Origin of the sequence: Arthrobacter globiformis NBRC 12137 (assembly GCF_000238915.1) — a bacterium.
In the GTDB taxonomy this organism is placed as follows: Bacteria; Actinomycetota; Actinomycetes; order Actinomycetales; family Micrococcaceae; genus Arthrobacter; species Arthrobacter globiformis.
Map to the genome: position 1 here is coordinate 52,079 of NZ_BAEG01000039.1, position 21,150 is coordinate 73,228.

Consider the following 21,150-nt stretch of genomic DNA (forward strand, 5'->3'; position numbering starts at 1 on the left):
TTAAAACCTGCAGTGCCGTCCAACATCGGAACTGCCTCTGAATCAAACTGTCACGCGCCAGCATGCGTGAACCAAGAAGGGTAAGTAATCAGCTCATGAAGTCGCAGGAGATCACAAAGCGCTGGGTCGATTTTTTCGTCAGCAAAGGCCACACGGCGGTTCCCTCCGCATCGCTGGTCTCCAGCGACCCCTCCCTGCTGTTCACGGTTGCCGGTATGGTTCCGTTCATCCCGTACCTGACCGCTCGCGAGGAACCGCCCTACACCCGGGCCACCAGCGTCCAGAAGTGCATCCGCACCGGCGACATTGAGGAAGTGGGCAAGACCGCCCGCCACGGCACGTTCTTCCAGATGTGCGGCAACTTCTCCTTCGGGGACTACTTCAAGGAAGACGCCATCAAGTTCGCGTGGGAGCTGCTCACCACGGGCGTCGCCGACGGCGGATACGGACTGCCGCCGGAACTGCTGTGGGTGACCGTCTACGAAGAGGACGACGAAGCCGAGGAACTCTGGCTCAAAAACACCGGAATACCCGCTGAGCGCATCCAGCGCATGGGCAAGTCGGACAACTACTGGTCCACCGGCCAGCCCGGCCCGGCCGGCCCCTGCTCGGAGATTTACTATGACCGCGGCCCGGCCTACGGCGCCGAGGGCGGCCCCATCGCCGACGAGAACCGCTACGTGGAGATCTGGAACCTCGTGTTCATGCAGTACCAGATCGACAATGTCCGCTCGAAGGTCGAGTTCGACATCATGGGCGAACTGCCCCAGAAGAACATCGACACCGGCCTGGGCATGGAACGTCTTGCCATGATCCTGCAGGACGTCGAGAACATGTACGAGACCGACCAGGTCCGTCCCGTCATCGACATGGCCGCCAAGCTCTCGGGCAAGGAATACACTTCCGCCGAGACCGAGGACGATCCGCACCACACCGACGACGTCCGCATGCGCGTCGTCGCCGACCACATCCGCTCGGCCCTGATGCTCATCGCCGACGGCGTCACCCCCTCCAACGAAGGCCGCGGCTACGTGCTGCGCCGCCTCATCCGCCGCGCGGTCCGCTCCATGCGCCTGCTCGGCGTGGAACAGGCCTGCCTTCCGGACCTCCTGCCCGCCTCGCGCGACGCCATGAAGGGCGTCTACCCCATCGTGGACACCGACTTCGACCGCATCAGCCGGATCGCCTACGCCGAAGAAAAGGCGTTCCTGCGCACCATCGCGTCCGGCACGGCCCGCCTCGAGGACGCCGTCAACGAATCCAAAGCCGCAGGCCGCCCCCTTTCCGGCGCCGACGCCTTCACCCTGCACGACACCTACGGGTTCCCCATCGACCTGACGCTCGAAATGGCCGAGGAAGCCGGCCTGAAGGTCGACGAGCCCGAGTTCCGCAAGCTCATGCTCGAGCAGCGCCAGCGCGCCCAGGCCGACGCCAAGGGCAAGAAGGGCGGCCACGCCGACCTCTCTGCCTTCCAGGAGCTGCTGGCAGAGGGCGAAACCGTCTTCACCGGCTACACCGACCTCGAAGGCGAATCCCGGGTCCGCGGCATCCTCAGCGGCGGCAGCAAGGTGTCCCAGGCTGCCACCGGCGACGAAATCGAACTCGTGCTCGCCGAGACCCCCTTCTACGCCGAGGCCGGCGGCCAGGCAGCCGACACCGGTCTCATCACCGGCGACGGCTTCGTCGTCGAGGTTCTCGACGTCCAGCGTCCGCTCAAGGGCCTGAGCGTCCACAAGGCCATCGTCCGCGAAGGCGAGATCGCCTCCGACGCACTCGTCCGCGCCGCTGTGGACCGCGAACGGCGCCACGCAGCTGAGCAGGCCCACACCGGAACGCACATCGTGCACGCGGCACTGCACCAGATCCTCGGCCCGCAGGCCACCCAGCGCGGCTCGTTCAACAAGGCCGGCTACCTGCGCTTCGACTTCGCTTGGGGTGAGGGACTGAGCGCCGCCACCAAGTCCGAAATCGAGGAAGTCTCCAACCTCGCCATCCGGAACAACTTCCACGTGGACACCAAGGTCATGGGCCTCGCCGAGGCCAAGGCCCTGGGCGCCATGGCGCTGTTCGGCGAGAACTACGGCAGCGAGGTCCGGGTCGTGGAGATCGACGGCGCGTGGTCCCGTGAGCTGTGCGGCGGCACCCATGTATCCAACACGTCGCTGATCGGCAGCCTGTCCCTGCTCGGCGAGCAGTCCGTCGGGTCGGGAAACCGCCGCGTCGAGGCGTTCGTCGGCATGGACGCCTTCCGGCACCTGGCCGCAGAGCGTGCCCTCGTGACCGAACTCACCGAAATGCTCAAGGTGCCCTCCGGGCAGCTGGCCGACCGCATCTCCGCGACCCTCGCCAAGCTGAAGGCCACGGAAAAGGAGCTCGAGCGGCTCCGGAAGGAACAGCTCGCCGCCGCTGCCGCCCAGCTCGCCGGCACCGCCGTGGACGCCGCCGGCGTCCGGGTCATCGCGCACGACGCCGGCCAGGTCAGCGGTGCCGATGACATCCGCGGTCTCGCGCTGGACCTCCGCAACCGGCTCGGATCCGTTGCCTCCACGGTTGCCGTGGCCGGCGTCAGCAACGACCGGCCGGTCATCCTGGTGGCCACCAACGAAGCCGCCCGTGAAGCCGGCGTCAAGGCAGGTGCCCTGGTCCGGCTCGCCGCCGGAATCCTCGGCGGCGGCGGCGGCGGCAAGGACGATGTGGCCCAGGGCGGCGGCACCGACGCCTCCAAGGTCGGCGCCGCACTGACCGCCGTCGTCGATGCCGTCACCAGGCGCTAACCAACCGTGACTTCATCCGCTGAGCCGCACGTCCACCCCCGGGGCGTTAAACTGGGGGTGGACGTGGGGACCGTCCGCGTCGGCGTCGCCATTTGTGACCGGGACGAGATCCTGGCCACACCGCTGAAGACGCTGGACCGCAATGCCAAGAAGAACTCGGATGTCAGGGTCATTGCCGCCCTCGCGGCAGACCGGGGAGCCGTGCAGATTTTCGTGGGCCTGCCGCGGACCATGAAGGGCGAGGAACACGCCTCAGCCCGCATGGCCACGGAGTACGCCCAGCTGCTGGCTGACGAACTCGACCGCACAGGTTCGGACGTCCCGGTGCACCTGGTTGACGAGCGGCTCAGCACCGTCACGGCCCACCGGAACCTTCACGAAGCTGGCATGAGCAGCAAAAATCACCGTAAAGTGGTGGATCAGGTTGCGGCTGCAGGAATATTGCAGCACGCCATCGATATGCAAAAAGCCAGGGGAACGGATGTGGGGAGCCGTGTGCGCGCGCTTCCCCGTACGGGGCTGCCCGGTCAAGCCGCCGCAGATACTGCAGAACGGCCTGACCCGGAAAAGGAAACACGATCTTCAGAGGATGGACAGCTACAGTGAGCCCGGTCAATAGCGACGACTCCGCCGGCGACCCCTTCGCGGACGCCGGACGGCCCCTGACACGCAAAGAGATCCGCGCCCGCGAGAAGGCCGTCACCGCCGAATCCGGCGATGCCGTGCCCGAGCAGGCCTACGAGTCCGTCGAAGAGCTGCACGTGAGCGCTGGCGCCGCACAGCGGACCGGGTCATCGGCTTCGGCTTCCGACAGCCTCCGGACGGCGGCAATAGCCACACCTCCGGCTGCCGTGGCAGAGCCTGGTCCGGCCGTCGAAGTTCCCGACGTTCCGCCGGCCCCGCCAACCATCCACGACCCTGCGGAACACGCAGGCCCTGCCCAACATGCGGACCACGCCGAACATGCCGACCCGGCCGTGCATGGGCACGCTGCCGCCGAGGTCCACGGGGACCAGTCTGAGGACGCCCCGCATTTTGCCGAGTTTGCGGACAGCCACGCCGGGCCCCACGCTGACATTCACCACGAAGCTGTGCATCATGACCACGTCCACCATGAGGATGGCCACCCTTATGACGTCCACCACAACGCCGTAGCCCCCGAGCCCTACGAGGAGCATGTGCCCTACGAGCAGCAGGCCGTGGGGCACCAGCTCCTGGCCGGCGCCGAGAACGCAGCCACCGTGACGCGGCCCTCCAAGAAAGTCCGGCGCCGGCGCCGGCTCGTGGCGCTGCTCCTGACCCTCGCGCTCTTCGTCACAGCCACCGTTGTAGGCGCGCAGTTCCTTAAGCCGCTGCTGGGGAACGACAAGCCGGCCGACTATCCCGGCCCCGGCACCGGCCAGGTCAAGGTATCGGTCGTTCCGGGCGAAGGCCCGGTGTCAGTCGCCGCCAAGCTGGAGGACGCGAAGGTCGTGGCCAACGCCGACACCTTCATGGCGGCGCTGTCCGCCTCCGGCGGCACGCTCTCGCCGGGGGAGTACGACTTCAAGCAGGAGATGAAGAACTCCGACGCCGTCTCCGTACTTCTCAACGAGGGACAGGCCAAGGTCATGTACTTTGCCCTCAGCGCCGGCCTGCGGATCGATGAATCGCTGGAGGCGATCTCAGAGGGCTCGGGCCTTTCCCTGGCCCAGCTGAAGACGCTCAGCAACTCGCCCAAGCAGTTCGGGCTGACCTCCAAGGCAAAGAACCTGGAAGGGTTCCTGGCCCCGGGGGAGTACCGCTTCCCGCTGGGCACCACCGCCAAGGAAATCCTCACCAAGCTGGTGAAGAGCACCCAGGATGAACTCAGGGCGCAGGGCGTGACGGACGCCGCCAAACAGTACGACGTCGTGACCGTCGCCAGCATCGTGCAGGCGGAGGGCGGCCAGGCCGAGTACAAGGACGTGGCAGGCGCCATCTACAACCGCCTCAAGCCCACCAACACCGAAACGAACGGCCTGATCCAGTCGGACGCCACCGTCACCTACGGCCTGGGCAAAAAGACCTTCCACATCGATGAGGCCGAAAAGGCGGACAAGTCCAACCCGTACAACACGTACGCCATCCAGGGCCTGCCTGCCGGGCCCATCGGGTCGCCGGGCACGACGGCCATCGACGCGGCAGCCAAGCCGAACAACAACGATTACCTGTACTGGGTGACCATCAACCTCGACACCAAGGAGACGAAGTTCTCCAAGACGCTGGCCGAGCACAACGGCTACGTCGAACAGTACAACGCCTGGTGCGAGGCCAACCCGGGCCGTTGCGTATGAGCCTGCGGGCGGCCGTCCTGGGGCACCCCATCGGCCATTCGAAGTCCCCGGCGCTTCACCTTGCCGCCTACGCGCGGCTCGGAGCGGAGATCGGCTACAGCGCCATCGACGTGACCGAAGAGTCACTGCCGGCGTTCATGGACTCCGTCCGCGCCGAGCCCGGCTGGCGGGGACTGTCCGTCACCATGCCGCTGAAGAAAGCCATGGTCGCCGAGGTGGACGAGGTCCGCGGAGTGGCCCGGGTCCTGGGCGTCATCAACACGGTGGTGTTTGAGGGAGTCGGGGACTCCACCCGGCGGATCGGCTACAACACCGACGTCGCGGGGATCGTCAACGCCCTCCGCAACGCCGGGGCCGGTGACGGCCCCTCGGGCGTCATTCTTGGCGGCGGCGGAACGGCAGCCGCGGCAGTGGCAGCCCTGCAGGAGCTTGGCGCCGTGAAGGTGGACCTGTACGTGCGCAACACTGCCCGGGCCGAGGAAGCCAGGGCTGCGGCCAGCGGGCTCGGCATGGACATCACCGTCCATTCCCTCGACGGTGCCGTCGAAGCGATGGCCGGTGCCGGCGTCGTAATCTCCACACTGCCGCCGCGGGCGGCCGACGGGATGGCGGCGGAACTCGAAGCGCTGGGCCGGCGCACGGACGGCGTCCTGCTGGACGTCGCCTACGACCCCTGGCCCAGCCAAATCGCCGCGGCCTGGCACGCAGGAGGCGGAACAGTGGTCCCCGGCCTTGAAATGCTGCTCTACCAGGCGGTGGAGCAGGTCCGCCATTTCACCGGCCTCGCAGAGGCCGGAAGTGCCGAAGTCATAGATGTGATGTGCGACGCAGTCGGGGCACCCCGGCGGGTGTCCTGACCGCCAGACATGGCAGGATGGTTTTTATGTTGCGTTGGTTGACCGCCGGTGAATCCCATGGCCCGGCACTGGTCGGAATAATTGAAGGCGTCCCCGCAGGTGTTGAACTCACCAGCGGGCAGATCGCCGATGCCCTTGCCCGCCGGCGGCTCGGCTACGGCCGCGGGGCGCGGATGAAGTTTGAGCAGGACGTCGTAACCATCCTCGGCGGTGTCCGCCACGGCATCACCCAGGGCGGCCCCGTCGCCATCCAGGTGGGCAACACCGAATGGCCCAAGTGGGAACAGATCATGTCAGCCGATCCGGTGGACCCCGAGGAACTCGCAGGCCAGGCCCGGAACGCCCCGCTGACCCGGCCGCGCCCCGGACACGCCGACTTCACCGGCATGCAGAAGTACGGCTTCGACGAGGCCCGCCCCGTGCTTGAGCGCGCCAGCGCCCGCGAGACCGCCACGCGCGTTGCCATGGGCACGGTCGCCGCCCAGTTCCTGAAGCACCTGGGCATTGAGCTGGTCAGCCACACAGTCTCCATCGCCAGCGTCACCGTGCCGGAGGGCCGGCCGCTGCCGCTGCCGGACAACGTGATCGCGCTCGACGCCGATCCCCTGCGCTGCTTTGACCGCGAAACGTCCGACGCCATGGTTGCGGAGGTGGACGCCGCCCACAAGGAAGGCGAAACGCTCGGCGGCGTGGTGGAGGTGCTCGCCTACGGCCTGCCCCCGGGACTCGGCAGCTACGTCCACTGGGACCGCCGCCTTGATTCCCGCCTGGCCGCCGCCCTCATGGGCATCCAGGCCATCAAGGGCGTTGAGGTGGGCGACGGTTTCCTCACCGCCGCGCGCCGCGGGTCCGCCGCCCACGACGAAATCGTCAAGGACGCTGACGGCAGGATCATCCGCACCAGCAACCGCGCCGGCGGCATTGAAGGCGGCATGAGCATCGGCGACGTCCTGCGCGTCAGGGCTGCCATGAAGCCCATCGCCACCGTGCCGCGCGCCCTGAAGACCATCGACATCAGCACCGGCGAGGCGGCCAAGGCCCACCACCAGCGCTCGGACGTCTGTGCGGTTCCGGCCGCCGGCGTGGTGGCCGAGGCCATGGTCGCGCTGGTCCTGGCCGAGGCCGTGACCGAAAAGTTCGGCGGCGACTCCGTGGCCGAGACTGCCCGCAACATCAAGGGCTACCTCGAGAGCATTCCGGCGTCGCTGGATACGATCGGACTCTAGTGCCCCGGAGCAATACACCCTGCGCCGCAGGGGACCGGCCCATTGTGCTCATTGGGCCCATGGCGGTCGGCAAATCGGCGATCGGGCAGCAGCTGGCGCAACAGCTGGACGCCCCGTTCGTGGACACCGACGCGGTCATCGTGGAGGGCCACGGTTCCATCGCGGACATCTTTGCCAGCCGCGGCGAACGTGCCTTCCGGGAGATCGAAGCCCGGACGGTGGCCCGCATCATCGAGGCCGCGGCCGGCACCGCCACCGTGGTTTCCCTGGGCGGCGGGTCGGTCCTGGACTCCGGCACGCAGCAGCTGCTGGAGCGGTGCACGGTGGTCTACCTGGAGTGCGACGCCGATACCGTCGCCGCGCGCATCGCCAAGAATTCCGGCCGGCCGCTGCTGGCCGGTGACGGCATCCGGCGCTGGAAGGCGCTGTTCGCCACCCGGAAGCCGGTCTACGAACGCCTCGCGGACATCGTGCTGGACGTCCGGCAGGGAACCGTGCCGCAGTTGGGCCTGAAGCTGGAAGCGGCGCTGTGCGATTTCGCCGCCGGCAAACCGCACGAAACCACCACCCGCGAGATCAACAAAACCGCGACGACGGCAGCCAACGGAAGTGCTGCCGCGAAACAGGAAGTTGAAAAGTGACCGAATCAACTGTCATCAAGGTCACCGGCCAGTCGGCCGGGGACAACTACGACGTCGTAGTTGGCCGCGGCCTGCTCGGCACCCTGCCGGGACTGCTGGGGGAGCGCGTCCGCCGTGTCCTCGTCATCCACCCGCGGGCCCTCCGGCTCACCGGCGACACCGTCCGGGATGAACTGGCCGCTGCCGGCTTCACCGCCGTCACCGCTGAAATCCCCGACGCCGAGGAAGGCAAGCACATCCAGGTTGCCGCCTTCTGCTGGCAGGTGCTGGGCCAGAACGATTTCACCCGCTCCGATGCCGTGGTCTCCGTCGGCGGCGGCGCCGTCACCGACCTTGCCGGCTTCGTGGCCGCCACCTGGCTGCGCGGCGTCAAGGTCATCCACATGCCCACCAGCCTCCTCGGCATGGTCGACGCCGCCGTGGGCGGCAAGACCGGGATCAACACGGCCGAAGGCAAGAACCTGGTTGGGTCCTTCCATCCGCCCGCGGCTGTCCTCACGGACCTGGACACGCTCAAGACCCTGCCCCGCAACGAGATCATCTCCGGCATGGCCGAGGTCATTAAGTGCGGCTTCATTGCCGACCCCGCCATCCTGGACCTCGTGGAGAAGGATCCCGAGGCTGTGACGGATCCAGGCTCCGACGTCCTGCGCGAACTCATCGAACGCGCCATCGCCGTCAAAGCCCGCGTCGTCTCGGAGGACCTCAAGGAATCCGGACTCCGGGAAATCCTGAACTACGGCCACACCCTGGGCCACGCCATCGAACTCGTGGAACGCTACTCCTGGCGGCACGGCGCTGCCGTCTCGGTGGGCATGATGTTCGCGGCCGAGCTGTCCCGCAGCGTGGGCCGGCTCAGCGACGCCGACGCCGACCGGCACCGCAGCATCCTCGAATCCCTCGGGTTGCCCGTCACGTACCGGCGCGACCGCTGGCAGGGCCTTCTGGACGGCATGCGCCGCGACAAAAAGTCCCGCGGCGACCTGCTCCGCTTCGTGGTCCTGGACGGGATCGCCAAGCCGGGGATCCTGGACGTGCCCGATACCTCCCTGCTCTTCGCCGCCTACCAGGAGATTGCTTCCTGATGCGCGACGACCAGACCGGAACGATTGAATGGCCCGACGGCGGATTCCCCGGGATCCGGGTCAACCCCGAATCGCTGCTTCCTGAAATTATCAGCGAAGAGACGTGTGCCGCCGCGCTTGAGGCATCCACCGACCCCGCCGAGCAGGTGCTTGTGCTGCTCGTCGAGGGACGTGCCGCCGACGCCGCCGAAGTGCTGGCAGAGGCCCGCTACCGGGACCCCGAGTCGTTCCGGCTCCGGGCCTATGAAGCGGATGTCCTGCGCGTCTCCCACCGCTACGACCGCGCCGTCGAGCTCTTCCGGCAGCTCCTGACCGAGGCGCACGGCACGGCCAACGAAGCCCTCGCCCACCAGTACCTTGGCCGGGCGTACTTTGCCGCCGGAAACATCGGCGCCGCGGTGGAATCCTTTGCCAGGGCGCTCGATCTCCGGGTGGCGCAGTCCGCCGACGCTGCGCTTATCTACTCCTCAACGGTGGCGCTGCAGCGGGCACGGGACGTCTTCGAACTTGCTTCCTGACGGGTCTTCCGGCTGCGCCGGAGCGGTCCTCCGGCCGTACCGCCGGGGCGCCCGAAAAGCGTGCCGGCCTTTTCCGCTAGAATAGTTTCTGGATTTTTGATAAACACACGCTGGCGCGCCGTTCGGCATGCCTGCTTGGCATAAACCAGCTGGCAGCCAGAACCAGTCAGACACAACCAGAGGAAACCAGTGGCAACCACAAACGACATCAAGAACGGGACCGTCCTGAAGCTCGAGGGCCAGCTCTGGAACGTCATCGAGTTCCAGCACGTCAAGCCGGGCAAGGGCGGCGCCTTCGTGCGCACCAAGATGCGCAACGTCATGTCCGGAAAGGTAGTGGACAAGACCTTCAACGCAGGCCTCAAGATCGAGACCGCCACCGTGGACCGCCGCGACTACCAGTACCTGTACCAGGACGGCGCGGACTTCGTCTTCATGGACACCTCGGACTACGACCAGATCACCGTTTCCGGTGCCACCGTGGGCGACGCCACCAACTTCATGCTGGAAAACCAGATGGTCAACATCGCCATCCACGAAGGCACCCCGCTGTACATCGAGCTGCCGCCGAGCGTTGTCCTCGAAATCACCTACACCGAGCCGGGCCTGCAGGGCGACCGCTCCTCCGCCGGCACCAAGCCCGCCACCCTGGAGACGGGCTACGAGATCCAGGTGCCGCTGTTCGTTGAGAACAACACCAAGGTCAAGGTCGACACCCGCGACGGCAGCTACCTGGGCCGGGTCAACGACTAGTGAGCGCCCGCGGTAAAGCCCGCAACAGGGCTCTTGAGGTCCTCTTCGAAGCCGAGCAGCGCTCTGTCTCGGCTTTCGACGTGCTGCGTGCGCGCCGCGAGAGGACCGACCAGATCGTCAATCCGTACACCCTCGAGATCGTCGAAGGCGTGGTGTCGATGCAGGCCACCATCGACGAATTCCTGGAGACCTACTCACAGGGCTGGACCCTGGAGCGCATGCCGTCCGTGGACCGCATCATCCTGCGGATCGGCACCTGGGAGCTGCTCTACAACGACGACGTTCCCGACGGCGTCGCCGTCAGCGAAGCCGTCGCTTTGGCCAAGACGCTCTCCACCGACGAGTCGCCGTCGTTCATCAACGGCCTCCTGGGGCGCCTTCAGCAGCTGAAGCCTTCCCTGCTCGCCTGAGTTGAGCCGTACGCAGAAAGCCCCTGCCGGGTTACCCCGGCAGGGGCTTTCTGCGCAAACGGCCTCCAACCTACTGCTGAACGGCGGCCCGCAGCGCGGTCAGGTGGCGCAGCTGCTGCACCTCGTCCTGCTGGTGCAGCGGCACATCCCTGCCGCTGAGGATCCGCTGCCGGGTGAAGGCCAGGCGCGTCGCCGCCTTGACGAACTCCTTCATCTCGTGGCCCCGGTTGTACGCCCCCGCCCAGCGCACGGCCTGCCGGCGGCCTCCGGGGGTGGACAGCAGCTCCACCTCGGCGGGCGCGAACCACCCGGCTGCGGCGTACTCCTGGAGACGCTGCCGGGTGAGGCGCGTTTCCGCGACCCGCAGCACCACGATGCACACCACGGCGAGCAGGAAGATGGGAACTTGCACCAGCACGTACTGGGCCAGGAAGTCCTGTCCCATGCTGTTCCACCTGTTGTGCAGGACCATGGCCGGAACCAGGCCCACGAAGAACGCGAGCACCGAGACGCCCGAGTGCCAGCGCCGCGCCGCCAGGCCCATGACCAGGCCCGTGGTTCCGGTGAAGATGGCGTGCGCGAACGGCGACATCACCCCGCGCAGGAAGAAGATCTGCACAAGGTCGCTGCCGGGCGTGCCGGACTCGGCGATGGCCCGGCCGAAGTAGAGAATGTTCTCCGTGAACGCGAAGCCGCCGGCAATGGTGAAGGCAAACACCACGCCATCGACGGGGCCGTCAAAGTTGCGCCGGGCGAACAGGAGAAGCAGCAGCAGGCCCAGGGACTTCGCGAACTCCTCCACCACCGGTGCCTGCACGGTGGTCATGAAATCGCGGAAGGCCGCCTCATCAGTGGCCGGGGCCGCGAGGGCGAAGACCGGCTGGATGAGCAGCGTCACGGCAATGGATACGGCGGCGCCCCAGGTGAAGGCAAACAGCAGCAGGCGCTTCGGCTCGGGTTCCCACCGGTCAATGACGGCCACGGTGGACAGCACCGCCGCCAGCGGGATCAGTGAGGCAACAAACCCGATGACGAAACCGGTGACGCCGGTACTCGCCAGGAGGAACGGCACCACAAGGAACAGGCTGACGAACGCGAGTATCCCGCCGCCCACGACGAGGCCCAGGGTCCCTGCCCCCGGGCGGGCGGCCACGGTGGACGCTGCCTCCGGGATGACCTGGTGCACGGCGCCGCCGCTGTGCCCGGGCGCCGGCCGGTAGTTCTGCGGCTGGACGTGGCCCATCCAGCTGGGATTCGCTGGCTGGTCCGGGACCTGGCGCCCGGGACCGCCGGAGCGGTTCCAGGCTGAGCTGTTCCGGCCCGGGCCGGAGGACGGCTGCTGCGGGTTGATCGACATAGATACGAGCCTATGTGCCGCGGGGGAGGCAACAAAGCACAGGGCCTGGCGGCGCCGGGGGAGCGCAACAAACCGCTGGGCCCCATGGTGTGACGGACGACGCCTTCTGGCGGGGCCGGGGGCAGGCGGCCGTGTGGTAATTTTGGAAGGCAAATGTTCCTTTTTTAATTCCGTCCCGTGAGGCGGGGAAAGGGGAGACGAGCGATGACTCCTGTCACGCAGGCACCGGTTCCGGCCAGGGTTGTTCTCAACCAGGCGGACATTGACCGTGCCCTCACTCGTATCGCCCATGAAATCCTCGAGGCCAACAAGGGCTCCCAGGACCTGGTGCTGCTGGGCATTCCCCGCCGCGGCTACCCGCTTGCCGTCCGGCTCGCCCAAAAAATCGCCGCCGCCGATCCCGCCGTGGACGCCAGCGCCATCGTCGGCCAGCTGGACGTCACCATGTTCCGGGACGATCTCTCCTCCCAGCCCACCAGGCCACCGCACCACACGCAGCTGCCGCTGACGGGCATCGACAACAAGGTCGTTGTGCTGATCGACGACGTCCTCTACTCCGGCCGGACCATCCGCGCCGCCCTGGACGCGCTGGTGGACCTCGGCCGGCCGCGCATTGTCCGCCTGGCTGTCCTGATTGACCGTGGCCACCGCGAACTTCCCATCCGCGCCGACCACGTGGGCAAGAACCTTCCCACCTCCTCCGCCGAAAAGGTCCGGGTCCGGCTCGAGGAGACCGATGCCGTCGACGGCCAGGCAGTAAACGAAGTGGTAATCGAGGGCGGCGCATGAAGCACCTGCTCTCCACCGAAGACCTCAGCCTGGCCAACGCCGTCCGCATCCTCGACACCGCCGAAGAGATGTCGACCGTGGGGGAGCGCGAGGTTAAAAAGCTTCCCGCCCTGCGCGGTCGGACCGTGGTGAACCTCTTCTTCGAGGACTCCACCAGGACCCGCATTTCCTTCGAAGCCGCAGCCAAGCGGCTCTCGGCGGACGTCATCAACTTCGCCGCCAAGGGATCGTCGGTCTCCAAGGGCGAGTCCCTCAAGGACACCGCCCAGACGCTGTCCGCCATGGGGGCCGACGCCGTCGTCATCCGCCACTGGGCCTCCGGTGCCCCGCACCGGCTGGCGGCCACCGACTGGATCGACGCCGCCGTCATCAACGCCGGCGACGGCACCCACGAACACCCCACCCAGGCACTGCTGGACGCTTTCACCATGCGGCGGCACTGGACCAGGCTCTCCGGCCTGCCCTCCACGGGGGCGGACCTGCGCGGCATGCGCGTCGCCATCGCCGGCGATGTCCTGCACTCCCGCGTGGCGCGGTCCAACGTCTGGCTGCTGCGCACGCTCGGCGCCGATGTCACCCTGGTGGCGCCGCCCACACTGCTGCCCATCGGCGTCGAACAGTGGCCCTGCAGCATCAGCTACGACATGGACGAGACGCTGGAAAAGGGCGTCGACGCGGTCATGATGCTCCGCGTCCAGGGCGAGCGGATGAACGCCTCGTTCTTCCCGTCCACCCGGGAGTACTCCCGCCGTTGGGGCTTCGACGACAACAGGCTCCGCGCGCTGGACAGGCTGGGCCTGAAGGACACCATCATCATGCACCCCGGACCCATGAACCGGGGCCTGGAAATTTCCGCGGCCGCCGCCGATTCGCCCCGTTCCACCGTGCTCGCACAGGTCAAGAACGGCGTGTCGATCCGCATGGCCGCCCTGTACCTGCTGCTCTCCGGGGATACCCGTGAACCAGCCACCACCCTGAAGGAGAGCAACTGATGGCTGACGAAACCACTTACCTTATCCGGGGCGCCGCGATCGTTGGCGGCGACCGCGAGGACCTGCTCATCCGCGACGGCGTGATCACGGCCCGGGGCTCCGATCTGTCGACGACAGACGCAGCGGACGGCGCCACGGTGATCGACGCCGACGGCCTCGTCGCCCTGCCGGGCATGGTGGACGTCCACACCCACCTCCGTGAACCGGGCCGCGAAGACGCCGAAACTGTGGAAACCGGCACGCGCGCCGCAGCGCTCGGCGGCTTCACCGCCGTGCACGCCATGGCCAACAGCACCCCGGTGGCTGACACCGCCGGTGTGGTGGAACAGGTCTACAGCCTGGGCCGGTCCGCCGGCTGGGTGGACGTCCGCCCGGTGGGCGCCGTCACCGTGGGGCTGGCCGGCGAACAGCTTGCCGAGCTCGGCGCGATGGCCGATTCCCGCGCCCAGGTCCGCATGTTCTCCGACGACGGCATCTGCGTCCACGATCCGGTCCTGATGCGCCGCGCCCTCGAGTACGTCAAGGCGTTCGACGGCGTCGTGGCCCAGCACGCGCAGGAACCGCGCCTCACCGCCGGTGCCCAGATGAACGAAGGCGAAGTGTCCGCTGTCCTCGGCCTGACCGGCTGGCCGGCAGTGGCCGAGGAAAGCATCATCGCCCGCGACGTCCTGCTGGCCCAGCACGTGGGCTCCCGGCTCCACGTCTGCCACGTCTCCACCGCGGGGTCGGTGGAGATCATCCGCTGGGCCAAGGGCCGCGGCATCAACGTCACCGCCGAAGTGACGCCGCACCACCTGCTGCTCACCGATGACCTGGTCCGCAGCTACGACCCCGTCTACAAGGTCAACCCGCCGCTGCGCACCAACGACGACGTCCAGGCCCTGCGCGCCGCCCTCGCGGACGGCACCATCGACGTCGTCGGCACCGACCACGCCCCGCACCCGAGCGAGCACAAGGAATGCGAGTGGGCGCAGGCGGCCATGGGCATGACGGGGCTGGAAACCGCCCTGTCCGTGGTCCAGCACGCCATGATCGAGACCGGCCTCATGACCTGGGCCGACTTTGCCAGGGTCACCTCCACCGCACCGGCCGGCATCGGACGGCTTACGGACCAGGGCCGGCCGCTCGAAAAGGGTGAACCCGCCAACATCGTCCTCGTGGATCCGGCCGCGCGCTGGACCGTGGATCCCTCCGCGATGGCAACCATGGGACGCAACTCGCCGTTCCGCGGCATGGAACTCCCCGGCAAGGTGGTGGCCACGTTCTTCAGGGGCCACCCCACGGTCCTGGACGGCAAGCTCAACACGCCCTACCGCTACCCCACCGAAGCGCCGCTTGCCGGCGCCGCAGGTGCGAACTGATGGAAAAGGAACTCCTCGCCGGGCTGATCACGGCGGTGCTTGTCGCCGTCGCCCTTGGCCTGATGTGGCTGGGCTGGCGCAACCGGCTCCGGCGGCAAACCGGGATCGAGGCGCTGCCCGCGGTTCCTGCCGGGCTGGGCGAACCGCTGCTCTCGGCGGAGGGCCAGTATGTGGCTTCCACCACCGCGGGTGACTGGCTGGACAGGATCGCCGTGCACGGACTCGGCATCCGCACCAACGCGCAGCTTTCCATCCATCCGGAGGGCGTGCTTCTGGACCGCTCCGGCGCCGGTCCGCTGTTCATCCCTGCGGCCACTTTGGCCGGCGTCCGGCAGGACAGCGGCATGGCCGGTAAATTCGTGGAAAAGGACGGGCTGCTGATCGTCAGCTGGATGCTCGGAACCCACGCCCTGGACACCGGCTTCCGCACCCGCCGCGCCGCGGACAAGCCGGCCATCCTTCAACAACTTCAGGAAATGATCTCCCCAGGCCCTCAGGCAGGTGCCCATAGTGGAAAGTAATAAAGTGACGGACAACAACACAACAAGCTCCGCCCCCGCCGTCCTGGTGCTCGAAGACGGCCGCATCTTCCGCGGCCGCAGCTACGGCGCGCAGGGCACCGCCCTGGGTGAAGCGGTCTTCGCCACCGGCATGACCGGGTACCAGGAGACCATTACGGACCCGTCCTACGCACGCCAGCTGGTGGTGCAGACGGCACCGCACATCGGCAACACCGGGGTGAACAGCGAGGACGCCGAATCCCGCCGCATCTGGGTGGCCGGCTACATCGTCCGTGACGCTGCCCGCCGTCCGTCCAACTGGCGCTCGGAGCGCAGCCTCGACTCCGAACTCGTCGAGCAGGGCATCGTCGGCATCCAGGGCGTGGACACCCGGGCCATCACCCGCCACCTGCGCGAGCACAAGACCATGCGCGCCGGCATCTTCTCGGGCGAGGCAGCCAAGGCCACCGACAAGGAACTCGTCGAGGCCGTGCTCGCCAGTGAGCCGATGGAGGGCGCCCGGCTTGCCGAGGAAGTCAGCATCGATGAAGCCTACGTAGTGGAGCCCAAGGACCACGGCTGGGACGGCGACGCGCGCTTGAGCATCGCGGCGATCGACCTCGGCATCAAGGCCATGACGCCGGTGCGCTTCGCCGAGCGCGGCGTCCGCGTGCACGTGCTGCCCGCCACGGCCACCATCGACGACGTCAAGGCCGTCAGCCCGGACGGCTTCTTCATGTCCAACGGCCCCGGAGACCCCGCCACCGCCGACAACCAGGTCAAGCTGCTCCGTACCGTCCTGGACGAGAAGCTCCCGTACTTCGGCATCTGCTTCGGCAACCAGATCCTGGGCCGCGCCCTCGGCTTCGGCACCTACAAGCTGCGCTACGGCCACCGTGGCATCAACCAGCCCGTCATGGACCGCCGCACGGGCAAGGTGGAGATCACCTCGCAGAACCACGGCTTCGCCGTCGACGCCCCGCTGGACGGCCCCACCAACGCGCCGGAAGAGCGCTACGGGCGGGTCGAGGTCAGCCACGTCAGTCTGAACGACGAGGTCGTGGAGGGCCTGGCCTGCCTGGACATCCCGGCCTTCTCTGTCCAGTACCACCCCGAAGCCGCTGCCGGCCCGCACGACGCCGCTTACCTCTTCGACCGTTTCATCGAGCTGATGGAAGACACTAAGTCAAACACCGACGGCCGCAGCGCCAACCTGTCCAAGGAACCCGTGGACGCCCAGCACCCCGCAGAGGCGCAGCAAAACGGTGCCCATCAAAACCAGGCCGCCGAGCCGAACACGACTGACAACAAGACTGAGGACAAGAAGTAATGCCCAAGAGAACTGACCTTAAGAGCGTCCTGGTCATCGGTTCCGGCCCGATCGTCATCGGCCAGGCCGCCGAATTCGACTACTCCGGCACGCAGGCCCTTCGCGTCCTCAAGGAGGAAGGCCTGCGCGTCATCCTCGTCAACTCCAACCCGGCCACCATCATGACCGACCCGGAGTTCGCCGACGCCACCTACATCGAGCCCATCACCCCCGAGGTGGTGGAGAAGATCATCGCCAAGGAGCGCCCGGACGCCGTGCTGCCCACTCTGGGCGGCCAGACGGCCCTGAACACCGCCATCGCGCTGGACAAGAACGGTGTGCTGGAGAAGTACAACGTGGAACTGATCGGCGCGAACATCGCCGCGATCGAGCTCGGCGAGGACCGCGAGAAGTTCAAGGGCGTCGTGGAGCGCTGCGGCGCCGAATCCGCCCGCAGCCACATCATCCACACCATGGACGAGGCCCTGAAGGCAGCCGTCGACCTCGGCTACCCCATGGTGGTCCGCCCCTCCTTCACCATGGGCGGCCTCGGTTCCGGCCTTGCCTACAACGAAGAGGACCTGCGCCGGATCGTCGGCCAGGGCCTGCAGTACAGCCCCACCAGCGAGGTGCTGCTCGAAGAGAGCATCCTGGGCTGGAAGGAATACGAGCTCGAGATGATGCGGGACAAGAACGACAACGTCGTTGTCGTCTGTTCCATCGAGAACTTCGATCCCGTGGGCGTGCACACCGGCGACTCCATCACCGTTGCCCCGGCGCTGACCCTCACCGACCGCGAATACCAGCGGCTGCGCGACATCTCCATCGCGGTCATCCGTGAAGTCGGCGTCGACACCGGCGGCTGCAACATCCAGTTCGCCATCGATCCCGCGACCGGCCGCGTCGTGGTCATCGAAATGAACCCGCGTGTGTCCCGCTCCTCGGCGCTGGCGTCCAAGGCCACGGGCTTCGCGATCGCCAAGATCGCCACCAAGCTCTCGCTCGGCTACACCCTGGACGAGATCCCGAACGACATCACGCAGAAGACCCCCGCCTCCTTCGAGCCCACGCTCGACTACGTGGTGGTCAAGGTTCCGCGGTTCGCGTTCGAGAAGTTCCCGGCCGCCGACCCCACCCTCACCACCACCATGAAGTCGGTGGGCGAAGCCATGGCCATGGGCCGCAACTTCACCGAAGCCCTCCAGAAGGCCCTGCGCTCCCTCGAACAGAAGGGCTCGCAGCTGGACTTCAGCTCGGTCCCCGAATGGGAAGTGCCGGAGCTCATCGAAAAGGCCAAGCGCCCGACGACGGAACGCCTGCACCAGGTGCAGCGCGCCCTGCTCGGCGGCGCCAGCGTGGAGGAACTCCACGAGGCCACGAAGATCGACCCCTGGTTCCTGGACCAGCTCCAGCTGCTCAACGAGATCTCCCACGAGATCCGCCGCTCCGGCGCCCTGACGGAGGACATGCTCCGCCGCGCCAAGCGCCACGGCTTCTCCGACGAGCAGATCGGCTCGCTGACCCACAACTCCGAGGCCGTGGTCCGCGGCGTCCGCCAGGCCCTGGGCATCCGCCCCGTCTACAAGACCGTGGACACCTGCGCCGCGGAGTTCGCCGCCTACACGCCGTACCACTACTCGGCCTACGACGAGGAGGACGAGGTTGCGCTGCACTCCAAGCCGTCCATCCTCATCCTCGGCTCCGGTCCCAACCGCATCGGCCAGGGCATCGAGTTCGACTACTCCTGCGTGCACGCCTCCATGGCCCTGCGCAAGGCCGGCTACGAGACGGTCATGGTCAACTGCAACCCGGAAACCGTCTCCACCGACTACGACATCTCCACCCGGCTGTACTTCGAGCCGCTGACCCTTGAGGACGTCCTCGAGGTCATCGCCGCCGAGGAACGCACCGGCGGCGTGATGGGCGTCTTCGTGCAGCTCGGCGGCCAGACCCCGCTGAAGCTGGCCCAGCAGCTGGCCGACGCCGGGGTGCCCATCCTGGGCACCTCACCCGAGGCGATCGACCTCGCCGAGCACCGCGGCGCCTTCGCCCGCGTGCTGGACGAGGCCGGCCTGGTGTCCCCGAAGAACGGCACCGCCGTTTCCTTCGAGGACGCCAAGACGATCGCCGACGAAATCGGCTACCCCGTCCTGGTCCGCCCGTCCTACGTCCTGGGCGGCCGCGGCATGGAAATCGTCTACGACGAGCCGAACCTGTCGCGCTACATCGCCAACGCCACCGAGATCACCGCCGAGCACCCGGTGCTGATCGACCGGTTCCTCGAGGACGCGGTGGAGATCGACGTCGACGCCCTCTTCGACGGCACCGACATGTACCTGGGCGGCATCATGGAGCACATCGAGGAGGCCGGCGTTCACTCCGGCGACTCCGCGTGCGTCCTGCCGCCCATCACCCTGGGCAACAACGTCCTGGAACGCGTCCGCACCGCCACCCGGGCCATCGCCGAGGGTGTGGGCGTCCGCGGCCTCATCAACATCCAGTTCGCGCTGGCCTCCGACGTCCTGTACGTCCTCGAAGCCAACCCGCGCGCCTCCCGGACCGTGCCGTTCGTCTCCAAGGCCACCGGCGTGCAGATGGCCAAGGCCGCCGCACTGATCGGCACCGGCGTGACCATCGGCCAGCTTCGCAGTGCCTACAAGATGCTGCCGGAAACCGGCGACGGCTCCACGCTGCCCCTGGACGCGCCCGTTTCCGTCAAGGAGGCGGTCCTGCCGTTCAGCCGCTTCCGCACCCCGGAAGGCAAGGTCGTGGACTCGCTGCTCGGACCGGAGATGCGCTCCACCGGCGAGGTCATGGGCATCGACAAGCACTTCGACACCGCCTTCGCCAAGAGCCAGGCGGCCGCCAATAACGCGCTGCCCACCGAAGGCAAGATCTTCGTCTCCGTGGCCAACCGGGACAAGCGCTCGGTGATCATGGGTGTCAAGCGCCTCTCCGACCTCGGCTTCGAGATCGTCTCCACCGGCGGCACGGCCGACGTCCTGCGCCGCAACGGCATCCAGGCCACCCCGGTGCGCAAGGTGGCCGAGGGCAGCAGCGCCGAGGGTGAAGGCACCATCGCCGACCTCGTGATTGCCGGCGAAATCGACATGGTGTTCAACACCCCGTCCGGCGGCGAGGCCCGCAGCGACGGGTACGAACTCCGTGCCGCCGCCACGTCCATCGGCATCCCCTGCATCACCACCGTGGCCGAGTTCAACGCCGCCGTCCAGGCCATCGAGGCACTGCGCACCTACGCCTGGTCCGTGACCAGCCTGCAGGAGCACGCCGCGGCGCTCGTCGCCTCGCAGGAGGCAGTGCTGCAGAAGGCAGCCGCGCAGAGCCCGGCAGCGCAGAATGCCTGAGTCGGGGAACACGTCCGCGGGCGAGAACATTGCCGCAGGCGCCGGCCGGGAGTCGTTCGGCTCCCGGCTGGGCCGGGCCATGGCGGACCGCGGTCCGCTGTGTGTCGGCATTGACCCGCACCCCGCCCTGCTCAAGAGCTGGGGACTGGACGACGACCCCGCCGGCCTCAGGCGCTTCTCGCTCACCGCCCTGGAGGCAGTGGCTTCGCTCGCTGCCGCGGTCAAGCCGCAGGTGGCGCTCTACGAACGCCACGGTTCGGCCGGCATGGCCGTGCTGGAAGAAGTTCTTGCCGTTGCACGGGACGAAGGGGTGCTGACCATCGCCGACGCCAAGCGCGGCGACATCGGGTCCACCATGGCCGCGTACGCCGACGCCTGGCTCCGTGACGGCTCTGCCCTCGCCGCGGATTCCGTGACCCTGAGCCCGTACCTGGGCTTCGAGTCCCTCCGGCCGGCCCTGGATCTGGCCGCCGAGCACGGCCGGGGCGTGTTCGTCCTGGCCCTGACCTCCAACCCTGAGGGCGCCTCTGTGCAGCACGTGGGCGGCAGCGATTCCGTGGCGCGCCGGATTGTTGAGGCCGCAGCCGCGGAGAACGAACGCTACTCCGGGCCCCTGGGCTCGGTGGGCCTTGTGGTGGGAGCCACCGTGGGCACGGCCCTGGCCGACCTGCAGCTGGATCTGGGCGCCGTCCGCGGCCCGATCCTCGCGCCGGGCCTGGGTGCCCAGGGAGCCACACCGGCTGACCTGCGGAGGACGTTCGGCGCCGCCTACCCCCAGGTCCTGGGAACCTCCAGCCGCGACATCCTCAAGGCCGGCCCCGGCGTCCCGGAGCTGACCGAGGCGGCGCAGCGCACCCTCGCCGGACTCCGCTCCGAATAGTCCATTGATTTCTCCGGC

General features: G+C 67.8%; 18 protein-coding genes. 17 read left to right on the forward strand and 1 reads right to left on the reverse strand.

From position 1 onward, the window contains the following. Positions 1-95 precede the first annotated feature (95 nt). From alaS to nusB, 10 genes are all read left to right on the forward strand, one after another. A complete protein-coding gene (gene alaS, locus ARGLB_RS07485; RefSeq protein WP_003800731.1) occupies positions 96-2,774 on the forward strand; it encodes an alanine--tRNA ligase in 2,679 nt (892 codons plus the stop codon). Positions 2,775-2,780: 6 nt separating this feature from the next. Then, a complete protein-coding gene (ruvX, locus tag ARGLB_RS07490) occupies positions 2,781-3,380 on the forward strand; it encodes a Holliday junction resolvase RuvX (RefSeq protein WP_003800732.1) in 600 nt (199 codons plus the stop codon). Beyond that, entirely contained in the window at positions 3,377-5,089 is a 1,713-nt protein-coding gene (mltG, locus tag ARGLB_RS07495) for an endolytic transglycosylase MltG (protein ID WP_043418334.1), read from the forward strand. Before ruvX ends, mltG begins: the two co-directional genes overlap by 4 nt. Then, positions 5,086-5,946, forward strand: a complete 861-nt coding sequence (locus tag ARGLB_RS07500) for a shikimate dehydrogenase (protein ID WP_003800740.1) — start codon at positions 5,086-5,088, stop codon at positions 5,944-5,946. Before mltG ends, ARGLB_RS07500 begins: the two co-directional genes overlap by 4 nt. A gap of 26 nt (positions 5,947-5,972) precedes the next feature. Further along, positions 5,973-7,172, forward strand: a complete 1,200-nt coding sequence (gene aroC, locus ARGLB_RS07505; protein WP_003800742.1) for a chorismate synthase — start codon at positions 5,973-5,975, stop codon at positions 7,170-7,172. Continuing rightward, positions 7,172-7,813 (forward strand): shikimate kinase, encoded by a 642-nt coding sequence (locus ARGLB_RS07510; RefSeq protein WP_003800743.1) that lies wholly within the window; start codon positions 7,172-7,174, stop codon positions 7,811-7,813. Before aroC ends, ARGLB_RS07510 begins: the two co-directional genes overlap by 1 nt. Further along, on the forward strand, positions 7,810-8,898 hold the full coding sequence (aroB, locus tag ARGLB_RS07515) for a 3-dehydroquinate synthase (protein ID WP_003800745.1): 1,089 nt from the start codon (positions 7,810-7,812) through the stop codon (positions 8,896-8,898). The genes ARGLB_RS07510 and aroB overlap by 4 nt, the downstream gene beginning before the upstream one ends. Beyond that, complete coding sequence (locus tag ARGLB_RS07520; RefSeq protein ID WP_003800747.1) at positions 8,898-9,416, forward strand: hypothetical protein; 519 nt, start codon at positions 8,898-8,900, stop codon at positions 9,414-9,416. Before aroB ends, ARGLB_RS07520 begins: the two co-directional genes overlap by 1 nt. Before the next feature lie 189 nt (positions 9,417-9,605). Beyond that, complete coding sequence (efp, locus tag ARGLB_RS07525) at positions 9,606-10,169, forward strand: elongation factor P (RefSeq protein WP_003800749.1); 564 nt, start codon at positions 9,606-9,608, stop codon at positions 10,167-10,169. Beyond that, positions 10,169-10,579: a transcription antitermination factor NusB gene (nusB, locus tag ARGLB_RS07530; protein WP_003800750.1), complete on the forward strand. Its 411-nt coding sequence runs from the start codon at positions 10,169-10,171 to the stop codon at positions 10,577-10,579. The genes efp and nusB overlap by 1 nt, the downstream gene beginning before the upstream one ends. A 70-nt stretch (positions 10,580-10,649) precedes the next feature. Here nusB and ARGLB_RS07535 read toward each other — a convergent pair whose 3' ends face one another. Then, on the reverse strand, positions 10,650-11,936 hold the full coding sequence (locus tag ARGLB_RS07535; protein WP_003800754.1) for a PrsW family intramembrane metalloprotease: 1,287 nt from the start codon (positions 11,934-11,936) through the stop codon (positions 10,650-10,652). A 204-nt stretch (positions 11,937-12,140) separates the two neighbouring features. Between ARGLB_RS07535 and pyrR the strand changes: the two genes are divergently transcribed. Genes pyrR through pyrF form a run of 7 tightly spaced genes read left to right on the forward strand, consistent with a single transcriptional unit; the run spans position 12,141 to position 21,132 of the window. Continuing rightward, positions 12,141-12,725, forward strand: coding sequence for a bifunctional pyr operon transcriptional regulator/uracil phosphoribosyltransferase PyrR (gene pyrR / locus ARGLB_RS07540; RefSeq protein WP_003800756.1), 585 nt, complete (start codon positions 12,141-12,143; stop codon positions 12,723-12,725). Further along, on the forward strand, positions 12,722-13,717 hold the full coding sequence (locus tag ARGLB_RS07545) for an aspartate carbamoyltransferase catalytic subunit (protein ID WP_003800758.1): 996 nt from the start codon (positions 12,722-12,724) through the stop codon (positions 13,715-13,717). Before pyrR ends, ARGLB_RS07545 begins: the two co-directional genes overlap by 4 nt. Beyond that, entirely contained in the window at positions 13,717-15,078 is a 1,362-nt protein-coding gene (locus ARGLB_RS07550; RefSeq protein WP_003800760.1) for a dihydroorotase, read from the forward strand. The genes ARGLB_RS07545 and ARGLB_RS07550 overlap by 1 nt, the downstream gene beginning before the upstream one ends. Then, positions 15,078-15,599, forward strand: coding sequence for a PH-like domain-containing protein (locus ARGLB_RS07555; RefSeq protein WP_003800761.1), 522 nt, complete (start codon positions 15,078-15,080; stop codon positions 15,597-15,599). Before ARGLB_RS07550 ends, ARGLB_RS07555 begins: the two co-directional genes overlap by 1 nt. Then, a complete protein-coding gene (carA, locus tag ARGLB_RS07560) occupies positions 15,580-16,908 on the forward strand; it encodes a glutamine-hydrolyzing carbamoyl-phosphate synthase small subunit (RefSeq protein WP_050934307.1) in 1,329 nt (442 codons plus the stop codon). The genes ARGLB_RS07555 and carA overlap by 20 nt, the downstream gene beginning before the upstream one ends. Continuing rightward, complete coding sequence (carB, locus tag ARGLB_RS07565; protein WP_003800765.1) at positions 16,908-20,252, forward strand: carbamoyl-phosphate synthase large subunit; 3,345 nt, start codon at positions 16,908-16,910, stop codon at positions 20,250-20,252. The genes carA and carB overlap by 1 nt, the downstream gene beginning before the upstream one ends. Then, positions 20,245-21,132 carry an orotidine-5'-phosphate decarboxylase gene (gene pyrF / locus ARGLB_RS07570; protein WP_003800767.1) on the forward strand — a complete coding sequence of 296 codons (888 nt, stop codon included), beginning with the start codon at positions 20,245-20,247 and terminating at the stop codon, positions 21,130-21,132. Before carB ends, pyrF begins: the two co-directional genes overlap by 8 nt. The last annotated feature ends 18 nt before the right edge of the window (positions 21,133-21,150 follow it).

What these genes read in the sequence shown, in the direction of transcription:
- carB (WP_003800765.1), top strand. Translation starts at nt 16,908, where the DNA reads ATGCCCAAGAGAACTGACCTTAAGAGCGTCCTGGTCATCGGTTCCGGC.
- ARGLB_RS07555 (WP_003800761.1), top strand. Translation starts at nt 15,078, where the DNA reads ATGGAAAAGGAACTCCTCGCCGGGCTGATCACGGCGGTGCTTGTCGCC.
- pyrR (WP_003800756.1), top strand. Translation starts at nt 12,141, where the DNA reads ATGACTCCTGTCACGCAGGCACCGGTTCCGGCCAGGGTTGTTCTCAAC.
- ARGLB_RS07500 (WP_003800740.1), top strand. Translation starts at nt 5,086, where the DNA reads ATGAGCCTGCGGGCGGCCGTCCTGGGGCACCCCATCGGCCATTCGAAG.
- ARGLB_RS07535 (WP_003800754.1), bottom strand. Translation starts at nt 11,936, where the DNA reads ATGTCGATCAACCCGCAGCAGCCGTCCTCCGGCCCGGGCCGGAACAGC.
- ARGLB_RS07550 (WP_003800760.1), top strand. Translation starts at nt 13,717, where the DNA reads ATGGCTGACGAAACCACTTACCTTATCCGGGGCGCCGCGATCGTTGGC.
- ARGLB_RS07545 (WP_003800758.1), top strand. Translation starts at nt 12,722, where the DNA reads ATGAAGCACCTGCTCTCCACCGAAGACCTCAGCCTGGCCAACGCCGTC.
- ARGLB_RS07520 (WP_003800747.1), top strand. Translation starts at nt 8,898, where the DNA reads ATGCGCGACGACCAGACCGGAACGATTGAATGGCCCGACGGCGGATTC.
- aroC (WP_003800742.1), top strand. Translation starts at nt 5,973, where the DNA reads ATGTTGCGTTGGTTGACCGCCGGTGAATCCCATGGCCCGGCACTGGTC.
- alaS (WP_003800731.1), top strand. Translation starts at nt 96, where the DNA reads ATGAAGTCGCAGGAGATCACAAAGCGCTGGGTCGATTTTTTCGTCAGC.
- pyrF (WP_003800767.1), top strand. Translation starts at nt 20,245, where the DNA reads ATGCCTGAGTCGGGGAACACGTCCGCGGGCGAGAACATTGCCGCAGGC.